Genomic DNA, 16,660 nt, shown 5'->3' on the forward strand with positions numbered 1-16,660 from the left:
ACAGACTTTATTATGCGTAATTTTGAGAAATTACTTTTCTGGCAGAAATCAATAGAACTTGCGAAAGAGGTTTATTATTTGTGCTGATTTACCAAAAGATGAAAAATTTGGTTTAATTTCTCAGATTAAAAGATCAGTAGTTTCAATTCCGTCAAATATTACGGAAGGAGCAGGAAGAAATAACGACAGAGAATTTTATCATTTTCTTGGAATTGCAAATGCTTCCTCTTTTGAATTACAGACACAATTAATCTTAACAAGAGAATTAGGATTACTTAATGCAGAAAAAGTCAACAGTTTAATATCAAATCTAAATGAAATTCAAAAAATGATTTACTCATTTAAATCTAATCTAAAAAAGTAAACATAATACTGGAAGTCTAAAATCTGAAATCTGACATCTAGTATCTAAAAACAAAAAAATGGCAAAACGTACAGATATAAAAACAATTTTAGTAATCGGTTCAGGACCTATCATCATTGGTCAGGCGGCAGAATTCGATTACGCGGGAACGCAGGCTTGTCTGTCTTTAAGAGAAGAAGGCTACAAGGTGATTTTGATCAATTCAAACCCTGCAACGATTATGACGGATGTTGAAATCGCTGATAAAGTATATATCGAGCCGATTTCACTTCAATTTGTAAGTCACATCATCAGAAAAGAGCGTCCGGATGCACTTTTACCAACTCTTGGTGGACAAACCGGTCTGAATATGGCGGTAGAATTGGAAAAATCAGGAATTCTTGAAGAATGTAAAGTTGAGGTTCTTGGAACTACGCTTTCTGCGATCAACAGAGCGGAAGACAGAGATCTTTTCCGTGAATTGATGAGAGAATTGAACGAACCCGTTCCTGAATCAGATATCGTAACGACAGTTGAAGGAGCAATTAATTTTGCTGATGAAATCGGTTATCCAGTGATTGTTCGCCCTGCCTTTACAATGGGTGGAACAGGTGGAGGAATCGCTGCCAATGAAACAGAATTAAAAGAAATTGCAGAATTAGGTTTGAAGTATAGTCCTGTTACACAGTGTCTTATCGAAAGATCAATTGCAGGTTTCAAAGAAATTGAATACGAAGTAATGCGTGATGCAAACGACAATGCAATTGTGGTTTGTAACATGGAAAATATAGATCCGGTTGGAGTTCACACCGGTGACTCAATCGTTGTGGCGCCTTCTCAGACGCTTTCTGACAGAGAATATCAGATGTTGAGAAATGCTTCTTTAAAAATCATCCGAGCTCTAGGAATTGAAGGAGGATGTAACGTACAGTTGGCTCTGGATCCACATTCATTCGAATATTATATCATCGAAGTTAACCCGAGAGTTTCCCGTTCATCGGCTTTGGCAAGTAAAGCAACAGGATATCCGATTGCAAAAATTGCTGCAAAAATCGCGGTAGGATTAACTTTAGATGAAATCATGAATCCGGTTACAGGTAAAACGTACGCTTGTTTTGAGCCGGCTTTGGATTATGTGGTAACAAAATTTCCAAGATTCCCATTCGATAAATTCGAAACGGCAGACAGAAGATTGTCAACACAGATGAAAGCAACGGGAGAAGTAATGGCAATCGGAAGAAATTTCGAAGAATCTTTACAAAAAGCCATCCGTTCTCTTGAAACAGGAATCAGACATATCGGTTTAAAAACCAAGCAGGCTGCAGCTCTTACAGCAGAAGAAATCGAAAGAAGAATCAGAGTTTGTGACGATGAAAGATTATTCATCATCGGTGATGCTTTAAGAAGAGGTTACGACTGGGAACAGATTGTAGAATGGAGTAAGATCGATAAATTCTTCATCTGGAAAATTAAGAAATTAATTGATTTCGAAAAAGTTATCGCTGATAATAAATTCGACATTGAAACTTTAATCCAGTCTAAAAAATTAGGTTTTGCAGATATAAATATTGCGGTTCTTTGGGATGTAAAAGAACGTGAAGTTTTCAACTTCAGAAAAGAAAACGGAATAATGCCGGTTTACAAAATGGTAGACACTTGCGCCGCAGAATTTGAAAGCGAAACCCCATATTTCTACGGAACTTACGAAGAAGAAAACGAAAGTGTAGTTTCGGATAAGCAAAAAGTGATCGTTTTAGGTTCAGGACCCATCAGAATCGGGCAGGGTGTTGAGTTTGACTACGCAACAGTTCACTCGGTTTGGGCGATCAAAGAGATGGGTTACGAAGCAATTATCATTAATAACAACCCGGAAACAGTTTCTACAGATTTCTCGATTTCAGATAAATTATATTTCGAACCTCTAACGGAAGAAGATGTAATGAACATCATTGATCTTGAAAAACCAATGGGAGTTGTGGTTCAGTTCGGAGGTCAGACGGCGATCAATTTAGCTGATAAACTGGCTGCTCACGGAGTTAAGATCTTAGGAACTTCTTTGGAAGATCTTGACAGAGCTGAAAACAGAGATAAATTTGAAAAGGCACTTCAGGAGCTTGGAATTCCTCAGCCTTTAGGAAAAACTTCGACTTCAAAAGAAGAAGCGATAAAAATTGCCAACGAAATTGGTTACCCGGTATTGGTTCGTCCGAGCTACGTTTTAGGAGGAAGAGCAATGGAAATTGTATATACGGAAAGCGAATTGGCTCATTACATGGAATTTGCGGTAGAAGCAAGCCCGGATCAGCCGGTTTTGATCGACCGATATATCACAGGAAAAGAGGTTGAAGTAGATGCGATCAGTGATGGCGAAACGGTAATTATTCCTGGAATCATGGAACACATCGAAAGAGCCGGAGTTCACTCAGGAGATTCAATCGCAGTGTATCCGCCACAGAATGTTTCTCAGGCAGAAATCGACACTTTGGTAGATTATACTGAAAGACTAGCTAAAGGATTGAATGTGATTGGATTAATGAATATTCAATACGTTCTTTTCGAAGGAAATGTATTTGTGATCGAGGTAAATCCACGTTCATCAAGAACGGTTCCTTTCTTATCTAAAATCACGGAAGTTCCGATGGCAAACCTGGCTACAAAAGCGATTTTAGGTCAGAAACTGAAAGATTTAGGCTACAAAAACGGATTGGTTCCTAAGAAAGAAGGAGTCTTTGTAAAAGTTCCTGTCTTCTCATTCTCAAAACTAACGAAAGTTGATATCTCTCTGGGACCAGAAATGAAGTCTACAGGAGAAGTTATGGGGAAAGACACAACACTGGAAAAAGCACTTTACAAAGGATTAATCGCAGCAGGAAGAAAAGTTCCGATGCACGGTTCGATCTTATTCACGGTAGCTGATAAGCACAAGCAGGAAGCGGCAGATTTGGCAGCAAGATTCCATGAAGTTGGTTTCAGAATCTGGGCAACGGAAGGAACTGCAAAATTCTTCGGAGAACAGGGAATTCCTTGTAAAATTGGATATAAAATCGGAGAAGAAAGTGTCAACTTAATCGATTTGATTCAAAAAGGAAAAGTTCAGTATGTTGTCAATACCATGACGAAAGGAAAACAGTCTGAAAGAGATGGTTTCCAGATCAGAAGAATGAGCGTTGAAAATGGTGTTCCTTGTCTGACATCAATGGATACGGTTGAAGCAATTCTGAAAGTGATCGAAAGCATGAGTTTCAAAATGGAGACGATGTAGTTTTCGAATTGCATATTTTATATAAATCAAACGTCACAGGTTTTTAAATCCTGTGACGTTTTTTATTTTATTTAAATCATACTTTAACAAAATTTATCAAGTTCAGCCGATAATTTATAACTTCGATTTCGTAATTTTAGCAAAATTTTAAAAAGTGAAAAAATTATTATTCGCAGTTTGTATTTCGGCTTCGGCTTTCAGTTTTGCACAGGATTATTCGGTACCGGCAGCGAGTCCGCGTCAGAAAGTTGAGCAACAGTTTTCTATGTCTAAAATTACTATAGACTATGGAAGACCCGGAGTGAAAGGAAGAAAAATCTTCGGAGAGTTGGTTCCTTACGGACAGGTCTGGAGAGCGGGTGCAAACTCATCAACAAAAGTTACTTTCGGACAGTCTGTGAATTTTGGTGGAAAAACAGTTCCCGCAGGAACTTACGGTTTGTTTATCGTACCTACAGAAAAAGAATGGAAAGTGATTTTAAATAAAGATTTCCAGCAGTGGGGAGCGTATACATATGACCCGAAACAGGATGTTGTGGATGTTACAGTTCCGGTAAATAAATTGGCAGACAAACAAGAGTGGTTTGAAATTACTTTAAACCCAACTGATGAAAACTCTGGAAACTTAGTAATCAAATGGGATATGGCTCAGGCAGAAGTTCCTTTGAAGCCTGCAAAACCAGAAGCAGTAACAAAAATTGCCGAGAAATTGAAAGAGATCAAAAAAATAGAATCTGACGCTGCAAAAGCAAAAATCTAAATGATGAATTTTTCAATTCAGACGATATTAGAAAATCAACAATATCAATTAATCCCCTTACAGCAAGGGGATTTTGAGTTGTTATACGAAGTTGCTTCCGATCCGAAAGTTTGGGAACAGCATCCGAATAAAGACCGTTACAAACGAGAAGTTTTTGAAAACTTTTTCAAAGGCGCAATAGAAAGCAAAGGTGCTTTTAAAATTATTGAAAAATCTTCAGGCAATATTTTAGGGAGTACCCGCTTTTATGATTTTGATAAATCTAAAAACAGTATTTTCATTGGGTATACATTTTACGGAACAAACTCTTGGGGAAAAGGGATTAATCCGCAGATTAAAAAACTGATGCTAGATTATATTTTTCAATTTGTAGACAAAGTTCATTTCCATATTGGAAAAGAAAATTTCCGCTCTCAAATCGCTTTGGAAAGATTGGGCGTAAAAAAAGTTGCAGAGGAAGAAGTTGCCTATTTTGGCGAACCTACAAGAACCAATTTTGTGTATGAAATCAAAAAAAGGAAATAATCTTAATTAAACTTAAATTTCTCGCAGATTTAGCTGATTGAGCAGATTTTAAATATTGAAAAGATCAGCGTAATTCGCTAAATCTGCGAGAGAATAAATTTATCCTGTATAAAATTTGTGAGCTTTTATAAGTGAAATCGCAGATTAGACGAAGTCAAACGGCTTTGTGAAACTTAAAAGTTGAAAAAAACCTTCTGTACTCTGTGTTCATAAACAAACTTTAAATAAATATGAAAAAATATAAAATTCAAAAATTACCTTTCGTCGTTCCAACAAATGACGGAAAATTGATTGAAGAACATTGGGGAAACTCAACTCAAAACTCCAATATTTCAATTGCACACATGGTTGCCCCGCCAAACTGGAGCGAACCTCATCAAACTCCCGAATTTGATGAATTTACAATCGTTATTTCAGGGAAAAAACAATTTGAAATTGATGATGAAATTGTAGTTTTAGAAAAAGGACAAAGTATTTTGATTGAAAAAGGAGCAAGAATCCGTTACAGTAATCCGTTCTCAGAACCCTGCGAATATATTGCAATTTGTCTTCCTGCTTTTTCAATGGATCTGGTACATAGAGAAGAACAAATAATTTAAATATGGCGTTACAAATTTGTCCAAAGTGTAAAGAAAAATCTTTTACTTGGTTTATTAATGGAAAGACTCATTTAACGAGTTGGAGTTGTTTTAATTGTGATTACGAAGCAAAGGAAAATGAGAGTGATCAATGTGTCTGTGAAAATTGCAACCAGGAAACAAAAACGAAGTTGAAAGATAAAGAAAAAGAATATTGGTGGTGTTCTAATTGTAATGAAACGACCGAAATATAAAAAAATAACCTCAGATCATTGAGGTTATTTTTTGATTGTGTCAAATTGAATTATTTCAAAATTTCTTTCAAAAACATCAATGTGTGATTCCAAGCTCTTTTTGCCATTACAGGATTGTAATCTGCAGATTTAGGATCGGTAAAAGTATGTTTAGAGTTGGCGTAAGTAATGATTTGCCAGTCAGCTTTTCCGTCATTCATTTCTTTTACCAGATTATTGTAATCTTCAGGAGTTACGCCTTTATCCTCAGCAGGATTTTCTACTAAAATTTTAGTTGAAATAGCTTCATTCGGTCTTGACTGATCTTTCCCGATACTTCCGTGAATAGAAACTACACCTACAACCGGTAATTTTCCTCTTGCAGATTCCAAAGCTCCGGTTCCTCCAAAACAATAACCAATCACTGCAATTTTCTCAGGAATGGCGCCGTTTTTTTTCAATTGTTCCAATGCCAGAGAAATTCTTTTCTGATAAGCAGCATAATCTTTCTTATAAAATCCTGCCGTTTTTGCCGCTGAAGCATTGTCTGCCGGTACATTTCCTTCACCGTAAATATCGGCAATAAATGCGACATATCCTTGTTTTTCTAAATCTGCAGCTGCGGTTTTTGCCTCATCGTCAATTCCTTTCCAGGCGGGAAGAATCAAAACTCCAGGAAGTTTTTTTCCGGCATTTGATGTGATCAAACCGTTCAGTTTTTGCGAACCGTCCTGATAAGAAACTGGTTTTAAATTTTGACTGAAAACTGTTGGTGAAGTGAGCAAAGTTGCGGTGATGAAAATTGATTTTATCATATTTTGTAATTTGTTTTATTTGGATTTTTTGAACTGTTTCATTGAAATAAATCAATACTTTCTTTGTCATTCCGTAGGAATCTACGCAAAATTATTAGAAAATAGTATTAAAACATTAGTGTTTAGATTCCTACAGAATGACAAAGAGTATGCCTAATTGATAATTGAAATAAACTCTTATCTAAATTAGCAAAAATAACTTACAATGAGATGAATAAAATGGTATAAAAGGTTTTATGGTTTATAAAACTGATATTCTCCATTATCATAATAAGCATTAATGTGTTGTAAACCATTTGTTAAAATGATTTCTTTTGCTCCGATAATCGAGTTATAACGTGCAGTTTGTTCGAAAGTTTTTTCCGTCAGTTTTATTTGCGGAGCTTTGCATTCAATCAGAATAACTGGTTGTGTTTTTTCCGTAATCAAGAGGTCAATTCTTTTCGTTAAACCATTAAGAATGATCTTTTTTTCTGTAATCAAAGCTGATGCAGAGTAAGATTTTACGGTAAGATAATAATGTATCCAATGTTGCCTTACCCATTCTTCAGGAGTAAGCAAAAGGTAAGTTTTACGAACCAAATCATAGATAAAAAACTTATCTTTGTCTTTCTTGAATTTAAAATCAAAAGTTTCCTGAAAATTCAGTTTGGGAAGTTCCATTTATTAAGATGAAAGAATTAGATTTAATCCTCAAAAATATTAAAAATAAAGAAGTTTTACCGATTTATTTTTTCCACGGAGAAGAACCTTACTTTATTGACGTTGCCGTAAAAGCCCTTGAACACGACTTTCTGGAGGAAGACGAAAAAGCCTTCAACCAAACCGTAACGTATGGAAAAGACACGACCTATCAGGAAGTTCTTTCTTTGGCGAGACAGTTCCCGATGATGGGTGATAAGCAGGTAATCATCGTAAAGGAAGCGCAGGATTTAAAATTTAATGATGAAGAAAGCCGAGCTTTAGAAGCGTATGTTGAAAATCCGGTTCCATCGACCGTTTTGGTTTTTGCGCACAAACACAAGAAGTTAGACAGCCGAAAGAAGGTCACAAAAACTTTAGGTAAAATTAATGCGCTATTTCTGAGCGAGTCTTTTAAAGACCACAATCTTCCGAAATGGATTGCTGACGAATGTCTCAGACTTAAAATAAAAACAGCCCCGAATATTTCTCATCTTCTCGCAGAGTATCTAGGAAATGATCTTTCCAGAATCTCTAATGAGTTGGGAAAACTAAAAATTATCCTTAAAGACGACCAGATTTTAGACGGGACAATCATCGAAAATCACATCGGAATCAGCAAAGAATTCAATGTTTTTGAACTTCAGAAAGCTTTAGGAACAAAAAATGCGAATGCTGCATTCAAGATTGCTCATTTTATGGGTAAAAATCCAAAGAACAATCCTTTTGTCATGTTGCTTTCGAGTCTTTATAATTATTTCTCGAATGTTATTGTTTACAGTACAATGGTTGGTCAGTCGCCGCAGGTAATCGCTTCACAGATGGGGGTAAATCCTTATTTTCTGAAAGATTATGCAGAAGCAGCGAGATTGTATCCTTTAAAGCATTCGACAAGAGTGATTTCTATTCTTCGCGAATTTGATATGAAAGGAAAGGGTTTGGGCGCAGTTAATATGAGTGAGGCGGAATTGATTAAAGAACTGGTTTACAAGATTATTAATGTTGATAAGATTAAGATGAAAGTTTAATTTTTTTAATTACTAATTTTCATGGAAAGAAGCTTTTTGTTATTAATCTTTGTTTTATTTGGATTGAATGTCAATGCGCAGAAAATAAAGAATCGACAGATATATGGGAAGGATTATGAATTAAGAGTTGCAGACCAGCAGAGAGCTGTTCTTGTGTTATTTCCTTGTTTTGGGTGTGATATTGAACATACCAAAAAAGAAGCAAAATTCTTAGACAGTCTTGATAGGGATTTTATTTCTGTTTTACTTTTAAATTTCAATCAAAAACTTTTTTTAAAAGAATCAGAACAGATTGAATACGCAAGATTTTTAAATTCTGTTTTTGAAAGTAATGGAATTGAGAAAAATGAAGTGCATATCGGAGGTTTTTCCAGTGGAGGAAATTTGGCTTTATTATTATCAAACTATCTATTAGAAACAAAAAATCCTATTCAGCCTAAAGGTACGTTTGCAATAGATTCTCCCGTAGATCTTGAAAAATTATATCAAGATGCCGAAAGGGATCTGCTAAAAAATTCTAATGCTGAAGCTGTGGAAGAAGCGCAATTCCTGATCAGATTTCTTGATGATAATCTTGGGAATCCGAAGCATAATCTGAGTAAATATAAAAAATATTCACCCTATTTAATTTCTCAAAACTTTACTGAAAATATTAAATATCTAAAAGATATTAAAACATTGTTTTATTGTGAGCCAGATTTAGATTTCCAAGAAAATCGCAATAAAAGAAAATATGAAGATTTAAATGCTTATCAATTGGAAAAACTGTATGAAGCTTTGGGAAATCTAGGAAGTAATCATTCTGAATTTTATATGACAAACGGCAGAGGAATCCGCGCAAACGGGGATAAAAATCCTCATTCCTGGAGTTTGGTAGAAGCAAGAGAACTATTTTTTTGGCTACTGCATTAAAGCTGAATTATTATATTGACTATTCACATATTTAATATTGAAAACTATCATTAATTTTTCTTTAATTAAATATTAAAAATTACGAACTTTGTGTACTTAAAATTTAAATCTTTTTTGAAAAGCTAATTATGGAGCAAAATATTTTAGATTGTATCATCGTAGGATCCGGACCTTCAGGTTTCACAGCAGCAATTTATGCAGCCAGAGCAGACTTAAAACCTGAATTGTATACAGGTCTTGAGCCGGGTGGACAATTGACGACAACTACTGAAGTTGATAATTTCCCTGGCTATCCTGCAGGAATTACCGGTCCTGAAATGATGATGGATCTGCAAAAGCAGGCAGAAAGATTTGATACTAAAGTTCATTATGAAATGATCACTAAAGCTGAATTTTCTACGGAAGTAGGTGGAGTTCATAAATTATATGCAGGAAATAAAGAACTTTTTGCAAAAACAGTTATTATTTCTACAGGAGCGACTGCGAAATATTTAGGGTTGGACGACGAAAAAAAATATAACGGGGGAGGAGTTTCTGCCTGTGCAACCTGCGACGGTTTTTTCTACAGAGGAAAAGATGTTGTGGTAGTAGGAGCCGGAGATACTGCAGCAGAAGAAGCAACATATCTTGCCAAATTGGTTAATAAAGTGACGATGTTGGTAAGAAAAGATGAATTCAGAGCGTCAAAAGCAATGATTCACAGAGTTGAGAATACATCAAATATTGAAGTGAAATTTCATCATGAATTAATTGGTATTGAAGGTGAGAACAATCTCGTTGAAAGAGCTGTTGTCATTAATAATCAGACTCAGGAAAAATCTACCATTGATGTTCACGGAATTTTTATAGCAATCGGTCACAAACCGAACACCGATATTTTCGCAGGACAAATCGATTTAGATGAAAACGGATATATTCTTACTGAAAAAGGATCTACACGAACTAATCTTCCCGGGGTTTTTGCGGCGGGAGATGTACAGGATCATATTTACAGACAAGCAATTACAGCAGCGGGAAGCGGTTGTATGGCGGCAATGGACGCCGAAAAATACTTGGCTGAATTACATTAATTATCAATTTAAAATATAAAAACGCACCTCTTTTTGGTGCGTTTTCTTTTTTATCATTAAATCGCCATGATTTGAAAGCGTAAACACCGATTAGGTTTCAACGATTGCGTTTACCGATTCCAAATGGTCGGGATGACTTTTAAGAACAAATAAATATCTACATATGAAAAACATACTCTTCATTTTTATTGGTGGCGGATTTGGAAGCATTTTGCGATATATGATGTCAAATTATACCCAGAAACTATGGAATATCAATTCGTTTCCTATGGGAACATTTCTGGTAAATATAATGGGATGTCTGATGATTGGATTTCTGACTTCTTATTTTATGAAAAATGATAATTATTTAAAGTATCTTCTTATTACAGGGTTTTGTGGAGGTTTTACCACTTTCTCTACTTTTTCTGTTGAAAATTATTCATTATGGCAAAATCAACAATACACAACACTACTTTTATATGTTGTTTTGAGCATAGTTTTAGGTTTTGCTGCAGTAATAATCGGAATGAAATCTCAGGTTTTGCTGCAATGATTAATTTCCATTCAAAATAATTCGACTGATTTTTAATGGATTATTAATTTAACCTGAAATTAAATTTAAAATTGTTTTGCAGATATTGAAAAGAGTTCTATATTTGCACCACTGAAAACGACAGTACAGTCGCAGTTCAGGAGAGATGGCAGAGTGGTCGATTGCGATAGTCTTGAAAACTATTGACTGTAACAGGTCCGGGGGTTCGAATCCCTCTCTCTCCGCAGAGTAGGAAAACTAAACTTTTCAAAAACACTCAAAAATTTATTTAAAAAGCTGTAATTCAATAAATTACAGCTTTTTTTGTGTTTGTACGATGCTCAAAATTTTTATAATTACGCATAATTTTTGTGGCAGAATCGTGGCACAATGACCAGTAAAAGAAACCGTGCCACAAAACAGGTAGTAACCATTTGATTATCAAACTAGTAAATGGTGTTAACATCTTGACTAATGAGCAATTTAATTCGAAATTTATTAACTTAAAATTTGAATTATGTTAGAGAAAAGTTTTGGCATTACCTTTTTTTTAAAGTCGCCAAGTAAGAAGAAAGTAACGTATAGAACAATCTATTTAAGAGTTACAGTCGACGGAATCTCAAAAGAGATTTCAACTATGATGAGATGGGAAGTAGACCGGTGGAATCAAAAAACTGAAAGAGCTAGCGGTAGTAAGGAGGATGCGAGATCACTTAATTATTTTTTAGATTCTATTGTTTTGAGCATTACGAAATTACGAACTGAGCTGCATAACAGTGGTCAGTTTACCACTGCTCAAAGAATAATTGATCATATTAAGGGGAAAGATGTTTCCAGGGTAATGGTTTTAGAGGAATTTCAAAATCACAACGATGAAATGCAACAGTTAGTTGAGAACAAGCAATTCGCGATCGGGACTTATAAAAGATACGTTACTGCAAGATCTCATGTAGAAGAATTCATCAAGTATCGTTATCAGCGTGAAGATATAGAATTTAGGGAGCTTGATTATACTTTTGTTACAGAATATGAATTTTATTTAAAAACTGTAAGAAAATGCTCTAATAATACAACTTTAAAGTATATTGCCAATTTCAAGAAGATTGTCCTCCGAGCAATAGCAAAGGAAATCATTATAAAAGATCCTTTCAAATTATTTAAGTCCAAAAAAACAAAATTGGATAAAAAACCTTTGAGTACGCATGAATTACATGTACTGGAAAATAAAATATTTTCAACTAAGCGCTTAACATCGATCAGAGATATTTTTGTCTTCCAGTGTTACACTGGTTTGGCATACATAGATGTTAAGCAACTTTCTTATAAAGATATCAAAATGGAAATTGATGGCAGTATGTGGATTATGTCGAAACGACAAAAAACTAAATCCTCCACAAATATTCCACTGTTAAAAAATGCTATTGATATAATGAAAAAGTACAAAGATGATCCTGTTTGCAAAGAATATAATCTAGTGCTGCCTGTAAAATCAAATCAAAAGATGAATGAATATTTGAAGGAGATTGCGATTTTATGCGAAATAGAAGGTGACTTAAACACCCATAGAGCTAGAAGAACATTCGGCAGCACAGTTACCCTGAAAAACGGTGTGCCGATAAATGTTGTAAAGGAAATGATGGGGCATCATTCTGTTACTCAAACTGAGCAATATGCATTAACAACTCAGGAAATGATCAATAGTGAAATGTTGAAACTCAAGCAGAAGTTGGATAAGAATGATGAAACAATCCCGGACAAGGGAAGCATTTCTCAAAGTCTTACCGAAGAGGATCTTAGGATCATCAAAGATTTTGAATTGGTAAAAAGTAAGATTTTAAAGATGAAATGATTTTAAGTAGTAAAAATCCGTTAAATATAAAATTAACGGATTTCTTCTAATTAAATTGAAGGAGAACGCCCTGAAAAATTATTGAGTTTTGATATCATAAAATTTCCAAAAAAAATTAGTAGAATATCTCAATGTAGCTCTTGCCTTGTGGATGATAGGAAGGTGTATATTTTGTATAGCCGAAAAGCTGTAATTCTTTAAAATATTTGTGATACGTCGGAATGGTTTTGATATGTGATTTTTTCATCAGTTTACTGCGACTAATTCTAATTCTATTTTTATCATCCTGGGCAATTGCAATTTGAATAATTGCTACAATAATAGCAATATGCCATACATTCAGTCTTTTATCATCGGAAATTTTTTGCAAGAAATCAATCCATTTACTATCCATATTATTCAGATTCAAATAGTTTATATAGATCCTTTTTGTTGTAATAGTAGGAACCCATCACTTTTTTATACCTTATTTTCTCACTAATACGCAGCTTTTGTAAAGTTGCTGGGGCAATATTCATAATTTTCCTGATTGACTTACTTCGTAGCCATTCGAATTCATTTTCAGCGGAAGAATGCTTAAAAATTTCTTCAGCGACAATTCTTTTAAACTCATTGATAATCTCGATTTTTAAATCATTTAGATCTGCGCTCGTAATATTTTCCATATCTTCAATATTAGAAGATAAATTTATTTTTTGTAATTACTAGATTACTGCATTATGTATTATGAAGCTTAAGTTGGCATTCAATTGTAATCTTGTGTATTGATAGGTGAGACAATAATTCAGTAATTAACTCCCTCTGTACGTAGAGTAACCATAAGCAGACAGTGTAATCGGAACGTGGTAATGATTTTTATCCTTGATTTTAAACACAACCTCAATAAAAGGATAAAAACTTTCTATATTATTTTTTTTGAAATAATCACTGGTGTAGTAAGTCAATTTGAAAATCCCGAGATTATCTTTTTCTGACGGTAGAAAATCAGAAATCCTGCCGTTTGTATCGGTACTTTTTTCGTCTACAAAAGTCCATATTTTCGATTGATTATTATACTTTTCCAATTTTATTTTTACGCCTGCAGCTGGCAGTCCCTTAGACACATCCAAGATATGACTTGACAGCTGAAAAGTATTTTTCTGAGCAAAAGTCCCTATGGACAAAAGTGTGAAAAGGATGGTAAAGATGAATGATTTCATTTCTTATTATTTAAATAAAAACTTTTTTGTTGTGGTGATTTCAATTTCAGGGATGGAAGCAGACTGAGCAATCCAATCATCATTTCCAGGAAGTGAATTCAGATCTTTTGTGTCAGGATTCTTTTCCGAATTTCTCAATAATAAAAGGGTGGGTGTTTTTGTAGATAATGTGGTGCAAGCTTTTCTCCGCGATGCTTCTGTATTGTGAGGTCCTACACCGTTGCCTCGCAGGAGCAGGACGGTTATTCCGGAAGCATCCAATAATGCAATAGAAACGTTTTTATTTTTTGTAGATGCAGCTTTTGAAATGCGGCTTGCCAATTCCAATGCAGCTTCGGTACTTAAATTATTAACAGACTTTACATATTCATTAGTGGGGTAGTGTGGTATCGTTTTTTCAGTCTTGTTTTGTCCAAAGCATAAGTATGAACTCAGCAGGACAAACAAAAATTGTACTTTCATATCCTTTTTTGCTGCAAAGTTAAAGACCAGAAAAATCAAAAACGTTGTCCTATGTCAACGTTTTAAGAGTTTAGAGTTGATTCTGCTTAGGGTGGAAGGGGAGATTCCAAGATACGAAGCGACCATCCTGTTGGATACCCTATGTAAAAGATGTGGTTGATATTCGATGAGCCATTTTACTTTATCTAATGCGTCAAACCCCTGAAATCCATAGATCCTTTTTTGAGCGATGATGAATCCAAGCTCCAAAATTTCAGTATATATTTTTGCAAATTCAGGCATTGTTTCAACCAAATGATAAAAGTCTTTCCTTGAAATACAAAGCAATTCTGATTTTTCAATTGTTTGTAGATATTCTCTCGCGGGCTTTTGATCAATAAAACTAGGCAAAGCCGTTGCAAAATTTCCTTCAAAAGCGAAGTACCTTGAGCTGTCTAGACCCTCTTTTGTGGTTGTGAATAAACGAATACAGCGTTTGTTAATAAAGTAATACCATTTGCATACCTGATCATATTGGACAAGTATTTCATTTCTGTTGGTTTTAAGGGGCTTAAAGAAGGAGTTTATCATCTCTAGTTTTTCTAACGAGATATCACTTCTACTCCGGATAAATTTTTCAAGAATTGAATACATAGTTGAGCAATGCTGATATAATTGAGTGATTCTTAAAATTACATTTTTTTATTTGTTCTGAGACAAAAAAGTGGATACATAAGTATGTTCTCTAAACATTCATCGAGTTTAATATAATAAACTTTGTATGTAGAGTTTCTTAGCTTGATGAAATTTGATTAATTTAACTGAAAAATAAAATCATAAGGTACCTTTCTAAATAATAAACGATGACAAGACGATTTCAAATTTTAAATATGGTTGCTCTGGTGGCAACAATTGGCATCAACTATCTTTCTAACACCGGAATTTTTAATAATGAAACGATGGCAACCATTTCAGCCAAGTACCAGAATCTGTTTACTCCTGCGGGATACGCTTTTTCTATTTGGGGTCTTATTTATCTTGGGCTTCTCGGTTTTGTAATTTATTTCGGTCCTTTTACAAAAAATACCGATGCTAAAGAAAAGACTATTTTAAATGTTGGGTGGTGGTTTGTTATTTCCTGCATTGCGAATAGTTTATGGGTATTGACCTGGTTATACGAATATACTTTTCTAACCATTCCTATTATGATTCTTTTATTTATTTCCTTGCTGAAAATTATAGAAAATAACCGGTTGATAATAGAATCTAAAGACTTCAAAACAGCAATTTTCTTTCGCCTGCCATTTTATATCTACTCAGGTTGGATCTCTGTCGCTTTAATAGCAGATGTAGCAGCCTATTTTAAAAAAATACAATGGTCTGGATTTGGAATTTCGGAGACTATTTGGACTGTTGTGATGTTTGTCGTTGCAGCCATTATTCATTTGTATATGGTTTGGAAACTGAATATGACCGCATTTGCTTTGGTTGCTGTGTGGGCATTAATTGCTATTGCCGTAGCGAATCAGAATTCCAACCAGACAGTTTATATTGCGGCTATCATCACGGCAATATTCATTTTTGTGAATGCTTGTTTTCAGATGTTAAAGAAAAGAACAGCGTTCTGAAAGCTGATGATTCCTATTTTGTCTATGTGAGATCTCTTTCTTAAAATATCATTTTCTACGGAAGTGAAACAATGAACAAAATACGGTGATAAATTGGAAACAACTTTAAAACACAAATCAGGAAACCCTATTTAAATACATTTTAATCAAAAATAAATCAAAATAATTGATGTTAACTCACTTAACCAATCAACAAATAGCCGATTTAGAGGAAAGGAAAAGAATTGCAATGATCAATTCCCTGAGCGGCTTTAAAAGTCTTAATTTAATCGGAACCGCCAACAAAGAAGGACAAACCAATCTTGCTATCTTTAATTCTGTGATGCACATTGGTGCAAATCCTACCTTGGTAGGATTCATTTCTCGCCCCGATTCCGTTGAAAGACATACCTTGGAAAATATTAAGCAAACAAGCTATTATACAATTAACCACGTTAATGAAAATATTTTTGAAAAAGCACACCAAACATCAGCACGGTACAAGCGGGAACAGTCAGAATTTGATGCTGCCGGACTGAATATCGATTACAAAAATAATTTTGCAGCGCCTTTTGTTCAAGAGTCGAATATTCAAATGGGTTTAATATTGAAAGAAATTGTTTCTATCAAAAGCAATGGTACACAATTGATTGTTGGGGAAATTGTGGATTTGTATTTCCCCGACGAAATTTGGGAAGAAACTGGTATTATTGATATTGAAAAGGCAGGAACCATTGCCGGCTCTTCTCTTGATGGTTATCATACCACCAAATTGATTAAAAGAATGAAATATGCGAAGCCACAGCAATCTTAATAATAGATCTGATTTTCGTAAATTATTGT

At 34.5% G+C, this 16,660-nt stretch carries 18 protein-coding genes, 1 tRNA gene and 1 pseudogene; 13 read left to right on the plus strand and 7 right to left on the minus strand.

Annotated elements, in window-relative coordinates; translation table 11 throughout:
* Positions 1–12 precede the first annotated feature (12 nt).
* From AC4FQ5_RS02195 to AC4FQ5_RS02215, 5 genes and pseudogenes are all read left to right on the plus strand, one after another.
* A pseudogene (locus AC4FQ5_RS02195) lies at positions 13–364 on the plus strand (four helix bundle protein).
* A 58-nt stretch (positions 365–422) separates the two neighbouring features.
* Positions 423–3,605 (plus strand): carbamoyl-phosphate synthase large subunit, encoded by a 3,183-nt coding sequence (gene carB, locus AC4FQ5_RS02200; RefSeq protein WP_491140862.1) that lies wholly within the window; start codon positions 423–425, stop codon positions 3,603–3,605.
* A 154-nt stretch (positions 3,606–3,759) separates the two neighbouring features.
* Positions 3,760–4,365, plus strand: coding sequence for a DUF2911 domain-containing protein (locus tag AC4FQ5_RS02205; protein ID WP_491140863.1), 606 nt, complete (start codon positions 3,760–3,762; stop codon positions 4,363–4,365).
* A 3-nt stretch (positions 4,366–4,368) separates the two neighbouring features.
* Entirely contained in the window at positions 4,369–4,890 is a 522-nt protein-coding gene (locus tag AC4FQ5_RS02210) for a GNAT family N-acetyltransferase (protein ID WP_491140903.1), read from the plus strand.
* 230 nt (positions 4,891–5,120) lie between these two features.
* Positions 5,121–5,489: a cupin domain-containing protein gene (locus AC4FQ5_RS02215; RefSeq protein ID WP_491140864.1), complete on the plus strand. Its 369-nt coding sequence runs from the start codon at positions 5,121–5,123 to the stop codon at positions 5,487–5,489.
* A gap of 283 nt (positions 5,490–5,772) precedes the next feature.
* On the opposite strand, the gene AC4FQ5_RS02220 is transcribed toward AC4FQ5_RS02215, so the two are convergent.
* Both AC4FQ5_RS02220 and AC4FQ5_RS02225 read right to left on the minus strand, forming a co-directional pair.
* Positions 5,773–6,516 (minus strand): dienelactone hydrolase family protein, encoded by a 744-nt coding sequence (locus AC4FQ5_RS02220; protein ID WP_491140865.1) that lies wholly within the window; start codon positions 6,514–6,516, stop codon positions 5,773–5,775.
* A gap of 234 nt (positions 6,517–6,750) precedes the next feature.
* Complete coding sequence (locus AC4FQ5_RS02225) at positions 6,751–7,179, minus strand: type I restriction enzyme HsdR N-terminal domain-containing protein (RefSeq protein WP_491140866.1); 429 nt, start codon at positions 7,177–7,179, stop codon at positions 6,751–6,753.
* A gap of 8 nt (positions 7,180–7,187) precedes the next feature.
* On the opposite strand from AC4FQ5_RS02225, the gene holA reads away from it, so the two are divergent.
* From holA to AC4FQ5_RS02255, 6 genes are all read left to right on the plus strand, one after another.
* On the plus strand, positions 7,188–8,225 hold the full coding sequence (holA, locus tag AC4FQ5_RS02230; protein ID WP_491140867.1) for a DNA polymerase III subunit delta: 1,038 nt from the start codon (positions 7,188–7,190) through the stop codon (positions 8,223–8,225).
* 21 nt (positions 8,226–8,246) lie between these two features.
* Positions 8,247–9,137 (plus strand): hypothetical protein, encoded by an 891-nt coding sequence (locus tag AC4FQ5_RS02235; RefSeq protein ID WP_491140868.1) that lies wholly within the window; start codon positions 8,247–8,249, stop codon positions 9,135–9,137.
* Positions 9,138–9,265: 128 nt separating this feature from the next.
* Positions 9,266–10,207 (plus strand): thioredoxin-disulfide reductase, encoded by a 942-nt coding sequence (gene trxB, locus AC4FQ5_RS02240; protein WP_491140869.1) that lies wholly within the window; start codon positions 9,266–9,268, stop codon positions 10,205–10,207.
* A 163-nt stretch (positions 10,208–10,370) separates the two neighbouring features.
* Positions 10,371–10,742: a fluoride efflux transporter CrcB gene (gene crcB, locus AC4FQ5_RS02245; RefSeq protein WP_491140870.1), complete on the plus strand. Its 372-nt coding sequence runs from the start codon at positions 10,371–10,373 to the stop codon at positions 10,740–10,742.
* Positions 10,743–10,881: 139 nt separating this feature from the next.
* Positions 10,882–10,966 (plus strand) — tRNA-Ser (locus AC4FQ5_RS02250).
* 272 nt (positions 10,967–11,238) lie between these two features.
* Positions 11,239–12,570, plus strand: a complete 1,332-nt coding sequence (locus AC4FQ5_RS02255) for a site-specific integrase (RefSeq protein ID WP_491140871.1) — start codon at positions 11,239–11,241, stop codon at positions 12,568–12,570.
* 115 nt (positions 12,571–12,685) lie between these two features.
* Here the strand turns inward: AC4FQ5_RS02255 and AC4FQ5_RS02260 are convergent, their stop codons facing one another.
* The 5 genes from AC4FQ5_RS02260 to AC4FQ5_RS02280 all read right to left on the minus strand — a co-directional run bounded on the left by AC4FQ5_RS02260 (position 12,686) and on the right by AC4FQ5_RS02280 (position 14,801).
* Positions 12,686–12,964: a hypothetical protein gene (locus tag AC4FQ5_RS02260; RefSeq protein WP_491140872.1), complete on the minus strand. Its 279-nt coding sequence runs from the start codon at positions 12,962–12,964 to the stop codon at positions 12,686–12,688.
* Between the two features lies 1 nt (position 12,965).
* On the minus strand, positions 12,966–13,235 hold the full coding sequence (locus tag AC4FQ5_RS02265) for a DNA-binding protein (RefSeq protein ID WP_491140873.1): 270 nt from the start codon (positions 13,233–13,235) through the stop codon (positions 12,966–12,968).
* 126 nt (positions 13,236–13,361) lie between these two features.
* Entirely contained in the window at positions 13,362–13,769 is a 408-nt protein-coding gene (gene uraH / locus AC4FQ5_RS02270; RefSeq protein WP_491140874.1) for a hydroxyisourate hydrolase, read from the minus strand.
* A gap of 6 nt (positions 13,770–13,775) precedes the next feature.
* The gene (locus tag AC4FQ5_RS02275; RefSeq protein WP_491140875.1) at positions 13,776–14,231 is read right to left on the minus strand and encodes a heme-binding protein; all 456 of its coding nucleotides are present in this window, start codon (positions 14,229–14,231) and stop codon (positions 13,776–13,778) included.
* Positions 14,232–14,285: 54 nt separating this feature from the next.
* Entirely contained in the window at positions 14,286–14,801 is a 516-nt protein-coding gene (locus tag AC4FQ5_RS02280; protein ID WP_491140876.1) for a Crp/Fnr family transcriptional regulator, read from the minus strand.
* A 272-nt stretch (positions 14,802–15,073) separates the two neighbouring features.
* Between AC4FQ5_RS02280 and AC4FQ5_RS02285 the strand changes: the two genes are divergently transcribed.
* Positions 15,074–15,838 carry a TspO-related membrane protein gene (locus tag AC4FQ5_RS02285; protein WP_491140877.1) on the plus strand — a complete coding sequence of 255 codons (765 nt, stop codon included), beginning with the start codon at positions 15,074–15,076 and terminating at the stop codon, positions 15,836–15,838.
* A gap of 169 nt (positions 15,839–16,007) precedes the next feature.
* Positions 16,008–16,631, plus strand: a complete 624-nt coding sequence (locus AC4FQ5_RS02290; protein WP_491140878.1) for a flavin reductase family protein — start codon at positions 16,008–16,010, stop codon at positions 16,629–16,631.
* Positions 16,632–16,660 lie beyond the last annotated feature (29 nt).

The sequence above is a fragment of the Chryseobacterium sp. DT-167 genome, from assembly GCF_058310155.1.